Raw genomic sequence first — 18,819 nt, 5'->3', positions numbered from 1 at the left:
ACACCTCCGATTATCCTTGACGTTGTTTATGTTTTGGATTTGCTGGGCAAATCACCATAACGCGTCCTTTACGACGAATTACTTTACAATGTTCGCACATTGGTTTTACTGATGGTCTTACTTTCATGATAATACCTCCTGTGGTTTTACGGAGTACAATTATTTAAAGCGATAAGTAATGCGGCCACGGTTCAGATCATACGGGGATAATTCCACCGTCACTTTGTCTCCAGGTAAAATACGAATGTAGTGCATCCGGATCTTACCAGAAACGGTCGCTAGAACTTGGTGTCCGTTTTCCAATTCTACTTTAAACATTGCATTCGGCAAAGTTTCGACGACTGTACCTTCGACTTCAATCATATCTTCTTTTGCCACGCACAGTACCTCCTTGTACTTGTGATTTTCACACGATAAAATGGCGGAAACTCGGTTCCCACCTGATATTCTCAAACTATGCTCCTACTTAATGAAAAGTAGAAGTCGGACTGACATATTCTATCATATCCTGTCAAAGATTTCAAGAGAAAGTTTTAAGCTGCAAGTTGGACTCGGGCAATCTATGATTAGTCAATGATCTTTTGAACATCTTCGAATACAGCGTCGATGTCGCGATCCCCATCAATCGATTGCAATAACCCTTTGTCTTTGTAATAAGTCAAAATTGGTTCACTGCTTTTGATATTGACAGCTAGACGATTTTTGACCGTCTCAGGCTTATCATCTTCACGTTGGTAGAAGTCATGACTTCCACAACGATCACATGTTCCTTCCTCTTTTGGAGGATTGAACAATTTATGATAAGTTGCCCCACAATTGCGGCACATGAAGCGGCCGGCTAAACGTTCTACAAGAACTTCTTCAGGAACATGAATATCAATAACGGCATCAAGTTTTTTGTTAAGGTCAGCTAGCATCTCATCTAACGCTTTTGCTTGATCCAATGTACGAGGAAAACCATCTAATAAGAAACCTTTCTCGGTATCAGGTTCAGCTAAACGTTCTTTAACGATCCCATTTGTAACCTCATCAGGAACTAATGCGCCTTGATCCATGTATGATTTTGCTTTAAGGCCTAGTTCTGTTTCGTTCGCCATCGCAGCCCGAAACATATCGCCTGTTGAAATATGAGGAAGACCGTATTCAGCAACGATACGTTCTGCCTGAGTACCTTTTCCAGCACCAGGTAATCCCATTAAAATGAAGTTCATTCTAATTCCTCCTGTAAGTTTTTGAATAGTGTTGAGGAAATCCTCAACACTTCAATAACTTTAATTGATGAAACCAGTATATTTCCGTTTCAGCATAAGCCCTTCTAACTGCTTGGCAGTATCAAGTGCCACACCGATAATGATCAATAGACTCGTTCCACCTAGACCGATCGATTGCGGTAGATTCCAAGCCATCTGAGCGATGATTGGAAGTAAAGCAACCAATCCTAAAAAGATCGATCCAACCGTGCTTAATCGCATCAACAAACGTGATACATATTCTTCGGTTCCTTTACCAGGACGCACACTCGGAATGTAACTTCCTTGTTTTTGCAAGTTTTCCGCTAATTTCTCAGGGTTTACTTGAACAAATGCGTAGAAGAAAGTAAACGCAACGATCAAGACAGTATAGATGATCGCACCCGGTACAGTGTTGTAACTAAAGATCGTTTGCACCACTTCGTACCAAGTTTCTCCTCTATATGAACTACCTAATGCTTGAATGATCGCATTTGGTGTTGTAATAAAAGAACTGGCAAAGATAACTGGGATAACCCCGGCAGCATTTACTTTCAAAGGAAGGTAACTGCTGGTAGGCGCTCCTGCTACCCGTTTTGTATATTGGATCGGAATCTTGCGTTCTGCTTGTTGAACATACGTTACTAAAGTAATGACGATCAACACAGCGATCACAAGCAGCGCCATAAAGATAGCATTTAGCCAGATATCTGATTGATCCACGTTAATGAAGTAATCTTCAATCAATTCTTTGATGCTTGCTGGTAAGCGTGAAATGATCCCTGCAAAGATGATCATTGACACACCGTTTCCGATACCACGCTCGGTGATCTGCTCTCCTAACCAAGTGACTAACATCGTTCCGGCTGTTAAAATCAGACCGATCACGATATAGGTTGCCATATTAGGATTGTTTACAAACCCGAGTTGAGTGTAATAGTTAAATCCAGCCGTTAATGTCATGGATTGGACAAAGCCCAATACCAACGTTAAGTAACGTGTTGCCTGATTTAGTTTCTTACGACCCACTTCACCTTGTTTCGACCATTCAACAAATTTTGGTACGATATCCATCTGCAACAACTGAATAACAATTGAGGCAGTGATGTAAGGCGAAACCCCCATCGAGAAAATCGAAAATTGTTGCATGGCGCCACCACTTACCAAGTTTAACATGTTTAAAAAGGGTAGATCCGCGATGGTATTTAGGCGACTTGCGTCTACGCCTGGCACAGTAATATGTGTTCCCAGACGAAAGACAAACAAGATTAAGACGGTGAACAATATTCTGGATCTAATATCCTTAACCTTAAAGGCATCCTTCAATAGTCTGATCATTAGATCACCTCGATTGATCCACCAGCAGCAACGATTGCTTCTTCAGCTGCTTTTGAGAATTTAGCTGCTTTCACAGTCAATTTCTTCGTTAATTCTCCGTTAGCTAATACTTTGATTCCAGCTTTTTCGTCTTTGACGATTCCAGCTTCGTGTAAAGCAACAGGTGTTACTTCAGCACCGTCTTCAAAGCGGTTCAAGACATCAAGATTGATGACTGCATATTCTTTGCGGTTCACATTTGTAAAGCCACGTTTTGGTAAACGACGGAACAATGGTGTTTGTCCACCTTCGAATCCTAGACGTACTCCGCCGCCTGAACGAGCTTTTTGACCTTTTTGTCCACGTCCAGCTGTTTTACCGTTACCAGATGAAGTTCCTCGACCGACACGGTTACGTACTTGGCGTGAGCCTTCTGATGGTTTTAATTCATGAAGTTTCATAGGTTTGGCACCTCCTTAATCAAACTAGATCTGCTGATCCTTAGACCTCTTCAACGTCCACTAAGTGAGAAACAGTGTTAACCATGCCTTTGATTGCATCATTAGCAGGTTTTACAACTGTTGAATTCAACTTTGTAAGACCTAACGCTTTTACAGTATCACGTTGGTTTTGGGGACGTCCGATAATACTGCGTTTTAAAGTAATTTTCAATTCAGCCATTATAGTGTCCTCCTTAACCGATTAATTCTTCTACTGATTTGCCGCGAAGTGCTGCCACTTCTTCAGCGCGTTTTAATTGTTTTAAACCTTCAACTGTTGCGCGAACAACGTTGATTGGTGTGTTAGAACCTAAAGATTTAGATGTGATATCAGCTACCCCAGCTAATTCCAATACGGCACGAACTGGTCCACCAGCAGCTACCCCAGAACCTTCTACAGCAGGTTTCATAAGGATGCGTCCGCCGCCGAATACACCGATAACTTCGTGAGGGATTGTAGAACCAACCATTGGTACTTCCACCAAGTTTTTCTTCGCGTCTTCGATTGCTTTACGGATTGCTTCTGGTACTTCTTGTGCTTTACCAGTACCGAAACCTACGTGTCCGTTTTTGTCACCGACAACAACTAATGCAGCAAAACGTAGACGACGTCCACCTTTAACAACTTTAGTTACACGGTTGATCGCAACAACGCGGTCTTCTAATTCCAAATGTTTTGGATCAATATAAACCATGAATGGTGTTCCTCCTTCTCTTAAAATTCCAGTCCATTTTCGCGAGCTGCTTCAGCTAAAGCTGCTACACGGCCATGGTAAAGGTATCCACCACGGTCAAAGACTACTACTTTAATACCTTTTGCTGCTGCACGTTCTGCGACTAATTTACCGACAGCTTGTGCTTGTTCAGTTTTTGTTGCACCTGAAACTTCTTTGTCTAAGGCAGAGGCACTTGCTAGCGTCACACCCGCTACGTCATCAATTACTTGTGCGTAGATGTTTTTGTTCGAACGGAACACGTTTAAGCGTGGGCACTCAGCAGTACCAGAGATTTTGTTACGTACACGACGATGTCTTTTCTGACGTGTCTTGTTTTTATCTGGTTTTGTAATCACAATTTGTCACCTCTTTTAATTTTGCTAGCCTAAGCTGCTAGTCGTAAAGAATTACGACTATTTACCAGTTTTACCTTCTTTACGGCGTACAAATTCGCCAACATAACGAATTCCTTTGCCTTTATAAGGTTCTGGAGGACGAACGCCACGGATATTGGCAGCCAATTCGCCAACGACTTCTTTATCTGATCCTTTAACGATCACAGAAGTGTTTGAAGGAACTTCGATTTCGATTCCAGCTGGCGCTTCGATTTCAACTGGATGAGAGTAACCAACGTTCAATACAAGTTTTTTCCCTTGTAATTGAGCACGGTACCCAACCCCGATTAATTCTAACGCTTTTTGGAAACCTTCAGAAACACCAACAACCATGTTGTTGAAGTTTGCACGGGTAGTTCCGTGGATAGTTTTCATTTCTTTACTATCATTTGGACGAGTGAATGTTACTTCGTTTCCTTCGATATTCATTGTGATATCAGAAGAGAAAGTACGTGTTAATTCACCTTTAGGTCCTTTAACTGTAATGTCGTTTCCGTTTTGCTTGATTTCAACACCAGCAGGAAGAACGACGATCTTATTACCGATACGACTCACTTAGAGGCACCTCCTTGTGGAATATTTTAAATTACCATACATAAGCGACTACTTCGCCGCCAACATTTTTTGCTCTAGCTTCTTTGTCAGTGATTACACCGTCAGAAGTTGAGATAATCGCGATTCCTAGACCATTCAATACTTTTGGTACTTCGTCAGCTTTGACATAAGCACGCAAGCCTGGTTTAGAGATACGTTTTAAGTTTGTGATAACACGTTCACCGTTTTTACCGTATTTAAGAAATACGCGGATCACGCCTTGTTTGTCATCTTCAATGTATTCAACATCGCGGACGAAACCTTCACGTTTCAAGATTTCAGCGATATCACGTTTGATTTTTGAAGCAGGTACTTCTAGGCTTTCGTGTTTAACCATGTTTGCGTTACGCACGCGCGTTAGAAAATCTGCAATTGGATCTGTCATGACCATGGGATAATTTACCTCCTTTATGCGAGTATAGTTTACCAGCTAGCTTTCTTCACGCCGGGAATTTGTCCTTTATAGGCAAGTTCGCGGAAGCAAATACGGCAAAGATGAAATTTACGATAAACTGAATGTGGACGTCCGCAACGTTCACAACGAGTGTATTCTTGCGTTGAGAATTTAGCAGGGCGTTTGTTTTTAGCAATCATTGATTTTTTAGCCACGTAGTTCGCCTCCTTTTTTTATTTTTGGAATGGCATGCCTAATTGTGTCAACAATTCACGAGATTCTTCATCTGTGTTTGCTGTTGTTACAATCACGATATCCATACCACGTACTTTGTCGATCAAATCATAATCTACTTCAGGGAAAATCAATTGTTCTTTGATACCTAAAGTGTAGTTTCCGCGTCCGTCGAACGCTTTTTTGCTCACACCGTGGAAGTCACGGACACGTGGCAATGACACACTTACTAGTTTATCTAAGAATTCATACATTCTTTCGCCGCGTAGTGTTACTTTCGCACCGATTGGCATTCCTTCACGTAAACGGAATCCTGCGATAGATTTTTTCGCTTTTGTGATCAATGGTTTTTGACCTGAGATCAATTGTAATTCTTCAACAGCTTTGTCTAAGTTTTTAGCATTAGAAACAGCGTCACCGACACCCATGTTGATAACGATTTTATCAACTTTTGGTGCTTCCATGATTGAGCTGTAGTTAAATTTGTCCATTAATGATGGGACAACTTCTTTTGAATATTTTTCTTTAAGGCGGTTCATCTGTTAGCCCCTCCTTCCTTCATCAGATTATTTATCAAGAACTTCTCCGGTTTTCTTAGAAACGCGGACTTTTTTGCCGTCAACTTCTTTGTAACCGACACGCGTAGCTTCACCGTTCGATGGATCAACCACCATCACGTTAGAAACATGAATTGGTGCTTCCATTTCAACGATTCCGCCTTGAGGAGCAGTTTGAGAAGGTTTTTGGTGTTTTTTGACAACATTGACACCTTCAACAACGACTTTGTCTTTTTTAGGAAACGCTGCTAGCACAACGCCTTCTTTGTTTTTGTCTTTACCAGTGATAACTTTAACTTTATCGCCTTTTTTAACAAACATGTTTGTTTCGCACCTCCTTTAGATAAGAATCACTATTACAATACTTCTGGTGCTAGGGAAACGATCTTCATAAAGTTGCCTTCACGCAATTCGCGGGCAACTGGGCCAAAGATACGAGTTCCACGAGGGCTCTTATCGTCACGGATAATAACCGCAGCATTTTCATCGAATTTGATGTATGAACCGTCTGTACGACGAGCTCCTGATTTAGTACGAACGATAACGGCTTTAACGACGTCACCTTTTTTGACAACCCCACCTGGCGTTGCTTGTTTAACCGTAGCAACAATCACGTCACCAATATTGGCAGTTTTACGACCAGATCCGCCAAGGACTTTGATCGTTAGAATTTCACGGGCACCTGAGTTGTCCGCCACTCTTAATCGGCTTTCTGCTTGGATCACGATGTGTATCCTCCTTTCAGATTTTGCAATTCACAATCTATATAGGAAAATCTCGTGTGATTAGATAATCACTGCCTTTTCAACAATCTCTACTAGACGGAAACGTTTCGTAGCTGATAATGGACGAGTTTCCATAATTTTCACGATATCGCCAACTTTTGCTTCGTTGTTTTCATCGTGTGCTTTGTATTTCTTAGAATAGTTCAGACGTTTGCCGTAGATAGGGTGGTTTTTCTTTGTTTCAACGACAACAGTGATAGTTTTATCCATTTTGTCTGATACCACGCGACCTTGGTAAACTTTGCGTTGATTTCTTTCTTCAGTCATACGCTAAATGGCCTCCTTCCACTATTACTTAGCTTGTTCACGCAATACTGTTTTAATGCGTGCAATCGATTTACGTACTTCTTTGATACGTGCAGTGTTTTCTAATTGACCTGTTGCTAATTGGAATCTAAGATTGAACAATTCTTCTTTCAATTGTTTTTCTTGATCTAGCATTTCGGCAGTGGTTAATTCTCTGATTTCTTTAACCTTCATTCGATTCACCACCCATTTCCTCACGTTTTACGATCTTCGTTTTCACTGGTAATTTGTGAGAAGCAAGACGTAGCGCTTCGCGCGCAACTTCTTCAGGTACACCGGCAATTTCAAACATGATTTTACCACGTTTAACTGGTGATACCCATCCTTCAGGAGCCCCTTTACCAGAACCCATACGTACCCCGATAGCTTTGGCAGTATAAGATTTGTGAGGGAAAATTTTGATCCATACTTTCCCGCCACGTTTCATATAACGAGTCATTGCGATACGGGCAGCTTCGATTTGACGGTTTGTGATCCAGTGTGATTCAACAGCTTGTAAGCCGTATTCACCGAATGCTACTTCTTTTCCGCCTTTCGCTTCGCCACGCATTTTTCCGCGGAACTCACGACGGTGTTTTACACGTTTAGGTACTAACATGTTTATTTCCCTCCTTTCTCAGTGTTCTTTTTAGTTGGAAGAACTTCTCCACGATAAATCCACACTTTAACTCCTAGTTTTCCGTATGTTGTATCTGCTTCTTCCCATGCGTAATCAATGTCCGCACGTAATGTATGAAGTGGAACGGTTCCTTCTGAGTAACCTTCTGAACGAGCGATATCCGCACCATTTAGACGGCCAGAAACTTGTGTTTTGATTCCTTTAGCGCCAGAACGCATTGTGCGTTGGATCGCTTGTTTTTGCGCACGACGGAAAGCAACACGGTTTTCTAATTGACGTGCGATTCCTTCGCCTACTAATTTAGCATCTAAATCTGGTTTTTTGATTTCAACGATGTTGATGTGAACTCGTTTGCCAGTTAGGCTATTTAATTCTTTTCTTAGGTTTTCGACTTCAGATCCGCCTTTACCGATAACCATACCTGGTTTAGCTGTGTGGATTGAAATATTCACGCGGTTTGCTGCACGCTCGATCTCAACTGTAGACACAGCGGCATCAGCAAGTTTAGATGCGATAAATTTACGGATTTTCAAATCTTCATGTAGAAATTCAGCATACTCTTTTTCAGCATACCATTTAGCATCCCAGTCACGGATGATGCCTACACGCATTCCAATTGGATGTACTTTTTGACCCACTGATTGTCCCTCCTTATTTTTCTGATACGACTACAGTAATATGACTTGTACGTTTGTTGATCGGTGAAGCTGAACCTTTCGCACGTGGACGGAAACGTTTCATCGTTGGTCCTTCGTTTACGAATGCTTCAGAAACAATCAAGTTTTCAACATCTAAGTCAAAATTATTTTCTGCATTGGCAATAGCTGACATCAAGACTTTCTCGATGATTCCAGCTGCTTTATTTGGTGTGAACTTTAAGATCGCGATTGCTTCAGCAACGCTTTTCCCTCTGATTAAGTCAATAACTAGACGAGATTTACGAGGAGAAACGCGGACTGTTTTAGCAGTTGCTTTCGCTGATGTGATTTGTTCTGCCATTTTTGGATATCCTCCCCTCAAAATTAGCGTCTTGTTTTCTTATCATCGGCAGCATGTCCGCGATAAGTTCTTGTTGGTGCAAATTCACCTAATTTGTGTCCTACCATGTCTTCTTGGATGTAAACTGGTACATGTTTCCGTCCATCATACACAGCAATTGTAAATCCGATAAAATTAGGGAAAATTGTAGAACGACGTGACCAAGTTTTGATCACTTTTTTCTTTTCAGCGCCTTCTTGTGCTTCGACCTTTTTCATCAAATGGTCATCGACAAAAGGTCCTTTTTTCAAACTACGACCCATGGTGTACCTCCTCTCAAAATGTGCGACACACGGTCAAGTATATTACTTAGTTTTACGACGACGAACGATAAGTTTGTCTGATTTTGCTTTTTTGTTACGTGTTTTGTAACCAAGTGCAGGTTGTCCCCAAGGAGAAACTGGTGCTTTACGTCCGATTGGTGCTTTACCTTCACCACCACCGTGTGGGTGATCATTAGGGTTCATTACGCTACCACGTACAGTTGGGCGTTTGCGCATCCAACGAGAACGACCGGCTTTACCGATGTTGATCAATTCGTGTTGTTCATTACCAACAGAACCGATTGTTGCACGACATGATGCTAAGATCATCCGTACTTCACCAGAGTTCAAGCGGATCAATACGTATTTGCCTTCTTTACCAAGTACTTGAGCACTTGTTCCAGCTGAACGAATCAATTGTCCACCTTTACCAGGTTTCATTTCGATGTTGTGGATAACAGTACCGACTGGAATGTTTTCTAGTGGTAATGCATTCCCTACTTTGATATCTGCATCTGGACCAGAAACGACAGTCATGCCAACTTCTAATCCTTTAGGTGCTAAGATGTATGCTTTTACTCCATCCTCGTAATGTACTAACGCAATGTTAGCAGAACGGTTTGGATCATATTCAATCGTTTTAACCGTAGCAACGACGTTGTCTTTGTTACGTTTGAAATCGATCAAACGGTATTGACGTTTGTGACCGCCACCTTGATGACGAACCGTGATACGTCCGTTGTTGTTACGACCAGCATTGTTTTTCAAAGGAGCTAACAATGTTTTTTCTGGTGTTGAAGTTGTGATTTCAGCGAAATCAGAACTTGTCATATTACGACGGCCGTTCGTGGTAGGTTTGTACTTTTTAATCGCCACGTCTTTTTCCCTCCCATGTAAAGTTTATGCGTGAGTTGCTTATTCAGCAGCTTCGAAAATTTGGATTTCTTTAGAATCTTCAGTTAAAGTCACAACAGCTTTGCGACGTTTTTTTGTATATCCTGCATATTTACCCATGCGTTTGAATTTCGGACGAACGTTGATGATGTTCACGTTTGCCACTTTCACTCCGTCAAAGGCAGCTTCTACAGCTTGTTTTACTAAAGTTTTGTTAGCTTTTGTGTCCACTTCAAAAGTGTATTTCTTGTCATCCATGGCAAGCATTGATTTTTCAGTGATCACTGGGCGTTTAATAACGTCTAGTAAGTTCATTATGCAAGCACCTCCTCGATCTGAGTAAGAGCAGTTTGTGTCACTAACATTTTGTCGTTAGAAACGATGTCTAAAACACTAATGTTATCAGCAGTAACTACAGAAACTTTTGGCAAGTTGCGCGCAGATAAAGCGGCAAAGTCGTTTTCAGATTCTAAAACTACCAATACTTTAGAGTCAATTGTCAAGTTAGCTAAAACTTGTTTGAATTCTTTTGTTTTTGGAGCATCAAAGCTTAATCCTTCTACTGCTACCAAGTTATTTGAAGCAACTTTTTCTGACAATACAGATTTCATTGCTAAGCGACGAACTTTTTTAGGAAGTTTGTAGCTGTATGAACGTGGTGTTGGTCCGAAGACTACGCCACCTCCACGCCATTGTGGTGAACGGATTGAACCTTGACGGGCACGTCCAGTTCCTTTTTGGCGCCATGGTTTACGGCCACCGCCACGAACGGCACTGCGGTTTTTCACAGCGTGTGTTCCTTGTCTTAATGAAGCGCGTTGCATGATGATTGCATCATAGACAACTGATTCATTTGGTTCGATTCCGAAGATTTCTTCGTTCAATGTAATTTCGCCATTTTGGCTTCCATCTTGTTTGAATAATGCTACATTCGGCATTCCTTAGTTCCTCCTTTCTTCCTATCTACTTATTTAGCTTTCACAGCTGATTTGATTGTAATCAATGATTTTTTCGCGCCAGGTACATTACCTTTGATCAAGATAACGTTGCGTTCTGCGTCTACGCGTACGATTTCCAAGTTTTGGATCGTGATGCGATTTCCGCCCATACGTCCAGCAAGACGTTTGTTTTTGAATACACGGTTAGGTGCAACTGGACCCATTGATCCAGGACGACGGTGGTAACGAGAACCGTGAGCCATTGGTCCGCGGCTTTGTCCGTGACGTTTGATAACGCCTTGGAATCCTTTACCTTTCGAAGTGCCGGTTACATCGATGATGTCTCCTGCTTCAAAAATATCAACTTTGATTTCTGATCCTACTTCTAAGCCCTCTAGCTCTACATTCTTGAATTCGCGAATGAAGCGCTTAGGAGCCGTGTTTGCTTTTGCAACATGACCTTTCGCAGGTTTGTTAGACAAAACTTCACGCATATCTTGGTAGCCGACTTGAATTGCTTCGTAGCCGTCATTTTCGATTGTTTTCACTTGTAGCACTACGTTTGGTGTAGCTTCTACTACAGTTACTGGAATCAATTCGCCAGATTCAGTGAAGATTTGAGTCATTCCCACTTTTTTCCCTAAGATTCCTTTGGTCATGATTACACCTCCATCTTAATTATTATAGTTTGATTTCGATATTAACACCGCTTGGCAAGTCTAGCTTCATTAAAGCATCAACAGTTTTTGGTGTTGGATTCACAATGTCGATTAGACGTTTGTGTGTACGCATTTCGAATTGTTCGCGTGAATCTTTGTATTTGTGCGTCGCACGGATGATCGTGTACAAGCTGCGTTCAGTTGGTAATGGAATTGGACCAGATACGCCAGCTCCAGTTCTCTTTGCAGTTTCTACGATTTTATCCGCTGATTGATCTAAAATACGATGTTCATACGCTTTTAAACGGATACGAATTTTTTGTTTTGCCATTGTTTTCCCTCCTTCGCCTATTTTGAAAAGTAGACATAGCTCCACGAAAATTTTCCGTCACGCTCGTCCATGGCAAAGCGTCCGGGCGTGTCGCAACCTCTCGTTTCGTAGCCGGCAGAAAATTTCTTTGCTGCCAGTGTGACTTACGTATTTACGTAAACAGCACCTTTATGATTATATTACGGATAAACATTGATTGCAAGCTTTTTTTATGGAAAAACCGGGATTCTTTTGCATTTCTTTCAGAAAATTTTCTTTTGGTTTCGTAACACAAAAAAAGAAGCGTTGACCGCTTCTTTTAAGCACTTCTTCATTTCCTATTTATTATAGAAGAAAACCTGCTATTGCGGCGCTTCCTCCTGCATACGGTCTTGGGCGTGGGTATAGGCACCATGCCACACATGACCCACATAAGGATTGATCACCACTCCTTCTTTGATTGCCGCTGTGACAAAGGCTTTCGCTAACCGAACGCTTTCCACGACGGGTTTGCCTTTTGCAAGACCCGCAGCGATCGCTGCTGAAAAGGTGCAGCCTGCCCCGTGATTGAAATCGGTAGCGATTTTTTCACTTTCTAACAAGAGGAAGGATTGCCCATCATAAACGAGGTCAATGGCTTTTGCTCCTGGCAAGCGATGTCCCCCTTTGATCACGACGTATTTAGCACCTAATTCATGGATTTTTCCAGCAGCTTGCTTCATGGCCTCCACACTCGTCAAATCACCCAAACCTGAAAGAATCCCCGCTTCTACTAAATTAGGGGTGACAACATCTGCTAAAGGCAACAAATGCGTGATGATGGCATCGACGCTTTTTGGCTGTAAGATTTCTGCAGTCCCTTTGCAAGCAATGACAGGATCGATCACCACATTTTTGACTTGCTGCTGTTGGATCATCTGTGCAGCTTGGACAATATTGTCTTCATTGCCTAACATGCCCGTTTTTAGAGCATCCATCGGATCACCTGCAAAAGCAGAGATCAATTGTTTTTCGACAAGCGCTGTTTCCATCGCCGTTACTTCATGGCTCCAACCTGCTTGCGGGTCCATCGTGACGATCGCAGCGATCGTGGCAAAACCAAAGACACCATATTCCTGAAATGTTTTTAAATCTGCTTCGATACCGGCACCTCCGGTTGAATCTGACCCAGCAATTGATAGGACTTTTTCCATCTTCCTCATCTCCTTGTGCTTTTTGCTAAGTATAGTCAATCTTCCCCTTGACGAAAAGAGCCATTTGGCTTATTTTTAAACCATCCAATTGAAAAAGGTGGTGCAGGATGGCTTCATCAAGTATCGACAAACAGAAGAAACAACCGATTTACCAGCAGATCGTGACTCATTTTATCGAAGAGATCCAAGCGGGAATCTATGGACCTGGGGATCGTTTGCCACCAGAGCGCAGCCTCGCCCAGACTTTTGGCGTCAATCGTTCCACCGTCGTCAAAGCGTTAGATGAATTGAAAAGCTTAGGATGGATCGAACGAAAACAAGGCAGCGGCTCTCGTGTATTGGAAGGTCGTTGGGGGAACCGCCAAACGCCACTTTCTTATTTGCGCTCGTCTTTAAGCAGCCCTTATCTGCAGCAAGACCCTTACGTTCAACAGATTCAGCATTTGCGCACCGAGAAGGATGTTCTGGATCTGTACACAGGTGATCTACCTGCCGATCTGATCCCCGATTTCACGTTTCCTGCCTTTACCTGGGAAGAGATTCGCAAGGAAAGCACCAAAGTATTACCGACGGGTTATGAACCTTTGCAAGAAATCTTATTGCAGCACCTTGCTGATTCCTTCAATTTGCCCACCAACGGACAAAAACTAGTGATCACTGCTGGATCGACACAAGGAATCACCTTGCTAATGCAAGTCTTATTGCATGCGGGGGATTGTATCGCGACAGAGGACCCTTCTTTCTTGTTCTCTCTCCCCTTGTTTTCCACGATGAATGTCCAGCTGATCGGGATCAAGCAAGATAGCGAAGGGATGCGGCCTGCGGCATTGGAAAAAGTGTTGAAGGAAAAGAAGATCAAATTCGTCTATCTGAATCCCACCTTCCAAAATCCAACGGGACATACTATGAGTGACCATCGGCGCCAAGCGATCATCCGCCTTTGCCAAACCTACCAAGTACCGATCATAGAAGACGATGTTTTTAGCGAGTTGGCTTTTGATAAAGTACCGCCCAAGCTAAAATCCATGGCTCCCGAAACCGTCATTTATTTAGGCTCGCTTTCAAAATTACTAGGTTCATCCATCAAAATCGGCTGGCTTTTGGTGCCAGAAGCGTTAGCCGACCAATTTGCCCAAGCAAAAAAACGGATGGCGATCGATACCACGATCTTCCCGCAAGTCCTTGCCAACATCGCCTTACGCTCCTCTGATTACCACCAGCAGCAGCGGACACTGCTTGCAGAAATGGCCCAGCGTCAGCAAGACTTACTCCAACTCTTGCAGGCATTTCAGGAGGATTGGCAATGGCAGCCGACGAAAGGTGGTCTTTACCTGTGGTTGACTTGGCGTCACCGCACATTGACTCGCAAAGATTGGTCACTCTTTTTGGCGAACGATTGCTTAGTAGCACCTGCGTTTCTTTTCAGTAACGATACGAATGGCTTGCGTTTGAACTATACCCGCTTAGCCAAAGATGATTTACCGCGATTTCAAGAACGATTCACAAAAATCACCCAACAGTTAAAGGAGCAAACCTATGAACGAAACCATTGAGCTTTTGCACAATCACCGCACTTACCGACAATTTGACCCTGACTACCGCTTGAGCCAAGAGCAAGTAACCGCGATTTTGACTGCGGCTCGTCAAGCACCTAGCTGGATGAACGGGCAAGCCTATTCGATCTTAGTGATCGACGACCCGCAGATTCGCCAACAAATGGTCGAATGGAATCCTGGCAATACTCATATCGCAGCAAGTTCACTCTTTCTGCTATTCTTAGCTGATTTAAACCGAACCAAAAAAGTTGCTGACGAAAAACAGACTCCCTATCCAATCGATGAGGGCTATCAGCCATTATTGATCGCCACCACTGATGCCAGCATCGCTTTGCAATCTGGTGCGATCGCTGCTGAATCACTAGGCTTAGGCACCGTCATTTCTGGCAGTGTCCGCAAAGACAGCGCCAAAATCGCTGAATTGTTGCACTTACCAGAATATGTCTATCCTGTGGCTGGCTTGAGCATCGGTAAACCAATCGTAGAAATGAAGGTCAAACCTCGCTTGCCAGAAGAAGCGGTCATTCATTACAACCATTATCAGGACTATTCTTATGAGGCGATCGAAGCGTACGATCAAACGATGACTGCTTTTGGAGAAGCCCGCGAGACCAAACCATGGTCAGAAAAATTCGCTGGCTTTTACAGCAATCGTCCTGACCAAGGATTTGACGCCTTCTTGAAGAAGCAAAATCTAATAAAATAAAAAGCACCGCTCTCTTTAGCTTCGATGAACCGTAACGGATTCATCCACGCTAGAGAGAGCGGCTTTTTTTCTACAAGAGTCAAAAAAAGAGCAAAAGCGCGTACGCTTTTGCTCTTCGATCAATCAAATTAAGCTTGGATTGAAGTTACAACGCCTGAACCAACAGTACGTCCGCCTTCACGAATTGAGAAACGAGTTCCGTCTTCGATAGCGATTGGGTGGATCAATTCAACGTCGATTGTTACGTTATCACCAGGCATAACCATTTCAGTTCCTTCTGGTAATTCAACAACACCAGTTACGTCAGTTGTACGGAAGTAGAACTGAGGACGGTAGTTAGTGAAGAATGGTGTATGACGTCCACCTTCTTCTTTTGTTAAAACGTAAACTTCAGCTTTAAATTTTGTATGAGGTGTGATTGTACCAGCTTTAGCCAATACTTGTCCACGTTGGATGTCTTCACGAGCAACACCACGTAACAATGCACCAATGTTATCCCCTGCTTCAGCATAGTCTAACAATTTACGGAACATTTCAACACCAGTTACAGTTGTTTTAGCAGTTTCTTCAGCAATACCAACGATTTCAACTTCGTCACCAACGCGAACTTGTCCACGTTCAACACGGCCTGTAGCAACAGTACCACGTCCAGTGATTGAGAATACGTCTTCGACTGGCATCATGAATGGTTTGTCAGTGTCACGTTCTGGAGTTGGAACGTATTCGTCAACTGCAGCCATTAATTCCATGATTTTTTCTTCGTATGAAGCATCGCCTTCAAGAGCTTTCAAAGCAGAACCAGCGATTACAGGAACATCGTCGCCTGGGAAGTCATATTCTGACAATAAGTCACGAACTTCCATTTCAACTAATTCTAGTAATTCTTCGTCATCAACCATATCCATTTTGTTTAAGAAAACAACGATGTATGGTACACCAACGTTACGTGATAACAAGATGTGTTCACGTGTTTGAGGCATAGGACCATCAGCAGCAGATACTACTAAGATCGCGCCGTCCATTTGAGCAGCACCAGTGATCATGTTTTTAACGTAGTCCGCGTGTCCTGGGCAGTCAACGTGAGCATAGTGACGTGCTTCAGTTTCGTACTCAACGTGAGCAGTTGAGATAGTGATTCCGCGTTCGCGTTCTTCTGGAGCGCCATCGATTTGGTCGTAAGCTGAAGCTTGAGCCAAACCTTTTTTAGATAATACAGTTGTGATAGCAGCTGTAAGTGTAGTTTTACCATGGTCAACGTGTCCGATCGTACCAATGTTTACGTGGGGTTTAGAACGGTCAAATTTTTCTTTTGCCATTTTAAAATGTTCCTCCTAAAAATGCAGTTTATTTTTTATATTTGATAGGTAGGGAGCCGCAGCTCCCCATCCCTTATCATCGATAATATTGTACACGAAACTCAGAAAAAAATATAGCTTTTTACTTAATTTCCTATACTTCCATCAATTATTCAGCTTTGCCGCCGTTTTTCTTGATGATTTCTTCTTGAACAGATTTAGGTACATCTTCATAGTGATCAAATGTCATCATGAACGTACCGCGACCTTGTGTTGATGAACGAAGTGTTGTTGCGTAACCGAACATTTCAGCTAATGGCACGATTGCGTTCACGATTTGTGAGTTACCGTGTGCTTCCATTCCTTCTACGCGTCCACGACGAGCAGTTACGTGACCCATAACATCACCTAAGTAATCTTCTGGTACAGTGATAACTACTTTCATCATTGGTTCAAGAATTACTGGGTTTGCTTTCTTCGCTGCAGCACGTAAAGCCATAGAAGCTGCAACACGGAAGGCAGTTTCACTTGAATCGACATCATGGTATGAACCATCATAAAGTTTTGCTTTGATGTCTACTAATGGGTAACCGGCTAAGACACCGTTCGCCATTGAGTCTTCAAGTCCTTTTTCAACTGCTGGGATGTATTCACGAGGAACCACACCACCGACAATCGCGTTTTCGAATTCGAAGCCTTTACCTTCTTCGTTTGGTGTAAATTCGACCCATACGTGACCGTATTGACCTTTACCACCAGACTGACGTACAAATTTACCTTCCGCTTGTGTTGCTGCACGGAATGTTTCACGATAAGAAACTTGAGGCGCACCTACGTTTGCTTCAACTTTAAATTCGCGACGCATACGGTCAACTAAGACGTCCAAGTGAAGTTCTCCCATACCAGCGATAACAGTTTCGCCTGTTTCAGCGTTTGTTTCCACACGGAATGATGGATCTTCTTCAGCAAGTTTTTGTAAAGCAACCCCCATTTTATCTTGGTCAGCTTTTGATTTAGGCTCAACAGCGACTTCGATAACTGGTTCTGGGAATTCGATTGATTCAAGGATTACTGGTGATTTTTCATCACATAGTGTATCCCCAGTTGTTGTGTCTTTCAAACCAACAGCAGCGGCGATATCGCCTGAGTATACTGTTTGGATTTCAGCACGAGTGTTGGCGTGCATTTGTAGGATACGACCGATACGTTCGCGTTTGCCTTTTGAAGCATTCAATACGTATGATCCAGAGTTCAAGATACCTGAATACACACGGAAGAATGTCAAACGACCTACGAATGGGTCAGTCATTACTTTAAATGCTAATGAAGCAAATGGTGCTTCATCGTCAGCCGGACGATCAGTTTCTTCGTCTGTTTTAGGATTGATCCCTTTAATCGCAGGAACATCAAGTGGTGAAGGCAAGTAGTCGATGACTGCATCCAACATCAATTGAACCCCTTTGTTTTTAAAGGCAGATCCGCAAAGAACAGGGAAAAAGTCAACAGTCAATGTTGCTTGACGAATACCAGCTTTCAATTCTTCTTCAGTGATTTCTTCACCTTCCAAGAATTTCATCATTAGTTCTTCATCAGTATCAGCAACAGCTTCGATTAATTTTTCGCGCCATTCTTCAGCTAATTCTACGTATTCTTCAGGAATTTCAGTCTCTTGGATTTCAGTTCCTAAGTCATTTGTGTAGATTTCAGCTTTCATTTTTACTAAGTCGATAATACCAGTAAAGTCATCTTCCGCACCAATTGGTAATTGGATTGGGTGAGCATTTGCTTGTAAACGATCATGTAAAGTTGATACAGAGTATAAGAAGTCTGCACCAATTTTGTCCATTTTGTTACAGAATACAACACGCGGTACGCGGTAATCTGTCGCTTGACGCCAAACTGTTTCTGTTTGAGGTTCTACACCTGATTGTGAGTCCAACACAGTTACAGCACCATCAAGTACACGCAATGAACGTTGCACTTCGATTGTGAAGTCCACGTGTCCTGGTGTGTCGATGATATTTACGCGGTTTTCTTTCCATTGCGCAGTTGTCGCAGCAGAAGTGATTGTGATCCCACGTTCTTGTTCTTGTTCCATCCAGTCCATTTGAGAAGCACCTTCATGTGTTTCACCAATTTTATGGATTTTACCTGTGTAATAAAGGATACGTTCAGTTGTCGTTGTTTTACCAGCGTCAACGTGGGCCATGATCCCGATATTACGAGTTTTTTCTAGCGAAAATTCTCTTGCCATTCTAGGTTGTTCCCCTCTCATTCTTACTTAACTTAAGCTAAGGTTGTCTCAGTACCTTCCAATAAAA

30 protein-coding genes are annotated in these 18,819 nt (G+C 42.6%); 2 read left to right on the top strand and 28 right to left on the bottom strand.

Features of this window, described 5'->3' with window-relative positions; translation table 11 throughout:
• Window positions 1–10 precede the first annotated feature (10 nt).
• The 26 genes from rpmJ to thiD form a co-directional block, all read right to left on the bottom strand.
• Window positions 11–127 (bottom strand): 50S ribosomal protein L36, encoded by a 117-nt coding sequence (gene rpmJ / locus Q1X33_RS05515; protein WP_002288710.1) that lies wholly within the window; start codon window positions 125–127, stop codon window positions 11–13.
• Between the two features lie 32 nt (window positions 128–159).
• Window positions 160–378 (bottom strand): translation initiation factor IF-1, encoded by a 219-nt coding sequence (infA, locus tag Q1X33_RS05510; RefSeq protein ID WP_002288695.1) that lies wholly within the window; start codon window positions 376–378, stop codon window positions 160–162.
• Between the two features lie 188 nt (window positions 379–566).
• The gene (locus tag Q1X33_RS05505; protein ID WP_005227100.1) at window positions 567–1,211 is read right to left on the bottom strand and encodes an adenylate kinase; all 645 of its coding nucleotides are present in this window, start codon (window positions 1,209–1,211) and stop codon (window positions 567–569) included.
• 60 nt (window positions 1,212–1,271) lie between these two features.
• A complete protein-coding gene (gene secY / locus Q1X33_RS05500; RefSeq protein WP_005227099.1) occupies window positions 1,272–2,567 on the bottom strand; it encodes a preprotein translocase subunit SecY in 1,296 nt (431 codons plus the stop codon).
• On the bottom strand, window positions 2,567–3,007 hold the full coding sequence (rplO, locus tag Q1X33_RS05495) for a 50S ribosomal protein L15 (protein WP_003128016.1): 441 nt from the start codon (window positions 3,005–3,007) through the stop codon (window positions 2,567–2,569). Before rplO ends, secY begins: the two co-directional genes overlap by 1 nt.
• A 40-nt stretch (window positions 3,008–3,047) precedes the next feature.
• Window positions 3,048–3,227, bottom strand: a complete 180-nt coding sequence (gene rpmD, locus Q1X33_RS05490) for a 50S ribosomal protein L30 (protein WP_003128015.1) — start codon at window positions 3,225–3,227, stop codon at window positions 3,048–3,050.
• Window positions 3,228–3,240: 13 nt separating this feature from the next.
• On the bottom strand, window positions 3,241–3,741 hold the full coding sequence (gene rpsE, locus Q1X33_RS05485) for a 30S ribosomal protein S5 (protein ID WP_003128014.1): 501 nt from the start codon (window positions 3,739–3,741) through the stop codon (window positions 3,241–3,243).
• Window positions 3,742–3,761: 20 nt separating this feature from the next.
• Entirely contained in the window at window positions 3,762–4,118 is a 357-nt protein-coding gene (gene rplR, locus Q1X33_RS05480) for a 50S ribosomal protein L18 (RefSeq protein WP_005227097.1), read from the bottom strand.
• Window positions 4,119–4,175: 57 nt separating this feature from the next.
• A complete protein-coding gene (rplF, locus tag Q1X33_RS05475; protein WP_005227095.1) occupies window positions 4,176–4,712 on the bottom strand; it encodes a 50S ribosomal protein L6 in 537 nt (178 codons plus the stop codon).
• A gap of 31 nt (window positions 4,713–4,743) precedes the next feature.
• Window positions 4,744–5,142 (bottom strand): 30S ribosomal protein S8, encoded by a 399-nt coding sequence (gene rpsH / locus Q1X33_RS05470; RefSeq protein WP_005227093.1) that lies wholly within the window; start codon window positions 5,140–5,142, stop codon window positions 4,744–4,746.
• Window positions 5,143–5,174: 32 nt separating this feature from the next.
• Window positions 5,175–5,360 (bottom strand): type Z 30S ribosomal protein S14, encoded by a 186-nt coding sequence (locus tag Q1X33_RS05465; RefSeq protein ID WP_003128010.1) that lies wholly within the window; start codon window positions 5,358–5,360, stop codon window positions 5,175–5,177.
• An 18-nt stretch (window positions 5,361–5,378) separates the two neighbouring features.
• The gene (gene rplE, locus Q1X33_RS05460; RefSeq protein WP_005227088.1) at window positions 5,379–5,918 is read right to left on the bottom strand and encodes a 50S ribosomal protein L5; all 540 of its coding nucleotides are present in this window, start codon (window positions 5,916–5,918) and stop codon (window positions 5,379–5,381) included.
• 27 nt (window positions 5,919–5,945) lie between these two features.
• Window positions 5,946–6,257, bottom strand: a complete 312-nt coding sequence (gene rplX, locus Q1X33_RS05455; protein ID WP_003128007.1) for a 50S ribosomal protein L24 — start codon at window positions 6,255–6,257, stop codon at window positions 5,946–5,948.
• A 35-nt stretch (window positions 6,258–6,292) separates the two neighbouring features.
• Entirely contained in the window at window positions 6,293–6,661 is a 369-nt protein-coding gene (rplN, locus tag Q1X33_RS05450) for a 50S ribosomal protein L14 (protein WP_003128006.1), read from the bottom strand.
• Between the two features lie 60 nt (window positions 6,662–6,721).
• Window positions 6,722–6,988, bottom strand: coding sequence for a 30S ribosomal protein S17 (gene rpsQ, locus Q1X33_RS05445; RefSeq protein ID WP_003128005.1), 267 nt, complete (start codon window positions 6,986–6,988; stop codon window positions 6,722–6,724).
• Between the two features lie 24 nt (window positions 6,989–7,012).
• Window positions 7,013–7,201 carry a 50S ribosomal protein L29 gene (gene rpmC / locus Q1X33_RS05440; RefSeq protein ID WP_002288664.1) on the bottom strand — a complete coding sequence of 63 codons (189 nt, stop codon included), beginning with the start codon at window positions 7,199–7,201 and terminating at the stop codon, window positions 7,013–7,015.
• Entirely contained in the window at window positions 7,191–7,625 is a 435-nt protein-coding gene (rplP, locus tag Q1X33_RS05435; RefSeq protein ID WP_005226918.1) for a 50S ribosomal protein L16, read from the bottom strand. The genes rpmC and rplP overlap by 11 nt, the downstream gene beginning before the upstream one ends.
• Window positions 7,626–7,627: 2 nt before the next feature.
• Complete coding sequence (gene rpsC, locus Q1X33_RS05430; protein WP_005226916.1) at window positions 7,628–8,284, bottom strand: 30S ribosomal protein S3; 657 nt, start codon at window positions 8,282–8,284, stop codon at window positions 7,628–7,630.
• A gap of 13 nt (window positions 8,285–8,297) precedes the next feature.
• Window positions 8,298–8,645 carry a 50S ribosomal protein L22 gene (gene rplV / locus Q1X33_RS05425; protein WP_003127973.1) on the bottom strand — a complete coding sequence of 116 codons (348 nt, stop codon included), beginning with the start codon at window positions 8,643–8,645 and terminating at the stop codon, window positions 8,298–8,300.
• A 23-nt stretch (window positions 8,646–8,668) separates the two neighbouring features.
• Window positions 8,669–8,947, bottom strand: a complete 279-nt coding sequence (gene rpsS, locus Q1X33_RS05420) for a 30S ribosomal protein S19 (protein WP_005226914.1) — start codon at window positions 8,945–8,947, stop codon at window positions 8,669–8,671.
• Window positions 8,948–8,989: 42 nt separating this feature from the next.
• On the bottom strand, window positions 8,990–9,823 hold the full coding sequence (rplB, locus tag Q1X33_RS05415) for a 50S ribosomal protein L2 (RefSeq protein ID WP_005226912.1): 834 nt from the start codon (window positions 9,821–9,823) through the stop codon (window positions 8,990–8,992).
• A 39-nt stretch (window positions 9,824–9,862) separates the two neighbouring features.
• Window positions 9,863–10,156 carry a 50S ribosomal protein L23 gene (locus Q1X33_RS05410; RefSeq protein ID WP_005226911.1) on the bottom strand — a complete coding sequence of 98 codons (294 nt, stop codon included), beginning with the start codon at window positions 10,154–10,156 and terminating at the stop codon, window positions 9,863–9,865.
• Entirely contained in the window at window positions 10,156–10,779 is a 624-nt protein-coding gene (rplD, locus tag Q1X33_RS05405; RefSeq protein ID WP_005226910.1) for a 50S ribosomal protein L4, read from the bottom strand. The genes Q1X33_RS05410 and rplD overlap by 1 nt, the downstream gene beginning before the upstream one ends.
• 29 nt (window positions 10,780–10,808) lie before the next feature.
• On the bottom strand, window positions 10,809–11,438 hold the full coding sequence (gene rplC, locus Q1X33_RS05400; RefSeq protein ID WP_003127967.1) for a 50S ribosomal protein L3: 630 nt from the start codon (window positions 11,436–11,438) through the stop codon (window positions 10,809–10,811).
• A gap of 22 nt (window positions 11,439–11,460) precedes the next feature.
• Window positions 11,461–11,769 carry a 30S ribosomal protein S10 gene (gene rpsJ, locus Q1X33_RS05395; protein WP_003127966.1) on the bottom strand — a complete coding sequence of 103 codons (309 nt, stop codon included), beginning with the start codon at window positions 11,767–11,769 and terminating at the stop codon, window positions 11,461–11,463.
• Between the two features lie 341 nt (window positions 11,770–12,110).
• Window positions 12,111–12,941: a bifunctional hydroxymethylpyrimidine kinase/phosphomethylpyrimidine kinase gene (gene thiD / locus Q1X33_RS05390; RefSeq protein ID WP_005226908.1), complete on the bottom strand. Its 831-nt coding sequence runs from the start codon at window positions 12,939–12,941 to the stop codon at window positions 12,111–12,113.
• A gap of 107 nt (window positions 12,942–13,048) precedes the next feature.
• Here thiD and Q1X33_RS05385 point away from each other — a divergent pair, with 107 nt between their 5' ends.
• Window positions 13,049–14,494, top strand: a complete 1,446-nt coding sequence (locus tag Q1X33_RS05385; RefSeq protein WP_005226907.1) for a PLP-dependent aminotransferase family protein — start codon at window positions 13,049–13,051, stop codon at window positions 14,492–14,494.
• Entirely contained in the window at window positions 14,478–15,203 is a 726-nt protein-coding gene (locus tag Q1X33_RS05380; RefSeq protein ID WP_270787903.1) for a nitroreductase family protein, read from the top strand. The genes Q1X33_RS05385 and Q1X33_RS05380 overlap by 17 nt, the downstream gene beginning before the upstream one ends.
• 128 nt (window positions 15,204–15,331) lie before the next feature.
• Here the strand turns inward: Q1X33_RS05380 and tuf are convergent, their stop codons facing one another.
• Both tuf and fusA read right to left on the bottom strand, forming a co-directional pair.
• On the bottom strand, window positions 15,332–16,519 hold the full coding sequence (gene tuf, locus Q1X33_RS05375; RefSeq protein WP_005226902.1) for an elongation factor Tu: 1,188 nt from the start codon (window positions 16,517–16,519) through the stop codon (window positions 15,332–15,334).
• A 148-nt stretch (window positions 16,520–16,667) separates the two neighbouring features.
• Entirely contained in the window at window positions 16,668–18,752 is a 2,085-nt protein-coding gene (gene fusA, locus Q1X33_RS05370) for an elongation factor G (protein WP_005226900.1), read from the bottom strand.
• Window positions 18,753–18,819: the final 67 nt, after the last annotated feature.

Origin of the sequence: Enterococcus sp. B2E4 (assembly GCF_030499455.1) — a bacterium.
In the GTDB taxonomy this organism is placed as follows: domain Bacteria; phylum Bacillota; class Bacilli; order Lactobacillales; family Enterococcaceae; genus Enterococcus_D; species Enterococcus_D casseliflavus.
This window is presented reverse-complemented; position numbering and strand designations above follow the sequence as displayed.

Coding starts and splice junctions, on each gene's coding strand:
- rpmJ (WP_002288710.1), bottom strand. CDS start 127: ATGAAAGTAAGACCATCAGTAAAACCAATGTGCGAACATTGTAAAGTA.
- Q1X33_RS05505 (WP_005227100.1), bottom strand. CDS start 1,211: ATGAACTTCATTTTAATGGGATTACCTGGTGCTGGAAAAGGTACTCAG.
- secY (WP_005227099.1), bottom strand. CDS start 2,567: ATGATCAGACTATTGAAGGATGCCTTTAAGGTTAAGGATATTAGATCC.
- rplO (WP_003128016.1), bottom strand. CDS start 3,007: ATGAAACTTCATGAATTAAAACCATCAGAAGGCTCACGCCAAGTACGT.
- rpmD (WP_003128015.1), bottom strand. CDS start 3,227: ATGGCTGAATTGAAAATTACTTTAAAACGCAGTATTATCGGACGTCCC.
- rpsE (WP_003128014.1), bottom strand. CDS start 3,741: ATGGTTTATATTGATCCAAAACATTTGGAATTAGAAGACCGCGTTGTT.
- rpsH (WP_005227093.1), bottom strand. CDS start 5,142: ATGGTCATGACAGATCCAATTGCAGATTTTCTAACGCGCGTGCGTAAC.
- rplE (WP_005227088.1), bottom strand. CDS start 5,918: ATGAACCGCCTTAAAGAAAAATATTCAAAAGAAGTTGTCCCATCATTA.
- rplX (WP_003128007.1), bottom strand. CDS start 6,257: ATGTTTGTTAAAAAAGGCGATAAAGTTAAAGTTATCACTGGTAAAGAC.
- rpsQ (WP_003128005.1), bottom strand. CDS start 6,988: ATGACTGAAGAAAGAAATCAACGCAAAGTTTACCAAGGTCGCGTGGTA.
- rpmC (WP_002288664.1), bottom strand. CDS start 7,201: ATGAAGGTTAAAGAAATCAGAGAATTAACCACTGCCGAAATGCTAGAT.
- rplP (WP_005226918.1), bottom strand. CDS start 7,625: ATGTTAGTACCTAAACGTGTAAAACACCGTCGTGAGTTCCGCGGAAAA.
- rplV (WP_003127973.1), bottom strand. CDS start 8,645: ATGGCAGAACAAATCACATCAGCGAAAGCAACTGCTAAAACAGTCCGC.
- rpsS (WP_005226914.1), bottom strand. CDS start 8,947: ATGGGTCGTAGTTTGAAAAAAGGACCTTTTGTCGATGACCATTTGATG.
- Q1X33_RS05410 (WP_005226911.1), bottom strand. CDS start 10,156: ATGAACTTACTAGACGTTATTAAACGCCCAGTGATCACTGAAAAATCA.
- rplD (WP_005226910.1), bottom strand. CDS start 10,779: ATGCCGAATGTAGCATTATTCAAACAAGATGGAAGCCAAAATGGCGAA.
- rplC (WP_003127967.1), bottom strand. CDS start 11,438: ATGACCAAAGGAATCTTAGGGAAAAAAGTGGGAATGACTCAAATCTTC.
- rpsJ (WP_003127966.1), bottom strand. CDS start 11,769: ATGGCAAAACAAAAAATTCGTATCCGTTTAAAAGCGTATGAACATCGT.
- thiD (WP_005226908.1), bottom strand. CDS start 12,941: ATGGAAAAAGTCCTATCAATTGCTGGGTCAGATTCAACCGGAGGTGCC.
- Q1X33_RS05385 (WP_005226907.1), top strand. CDS start 13,049: ATGGCTTCATCAAGTATCGACAAACAGAAGAAACAACCGATTTACCAG.
- Q1X33_RS05380 (WP_270787903.1), top strand. CDS start 14,478: ATGAACGAAACCATTGAGCTTTTGCACAATCACCGCACTTACCGACAA.
- tuf (WP_005226902.1), bottom strand. CDS start 16,519: ATGGCAAAAGAAAAATTTGACCGTTCTAAACCCCACGTAAACATTGGT.
- fusA (WP_005226900.1), bottom strand. CDS start 18,752: ATGGCAAGAGAATTTTCGCTAGAAAAAACTCGTAATATCGGGATCATG.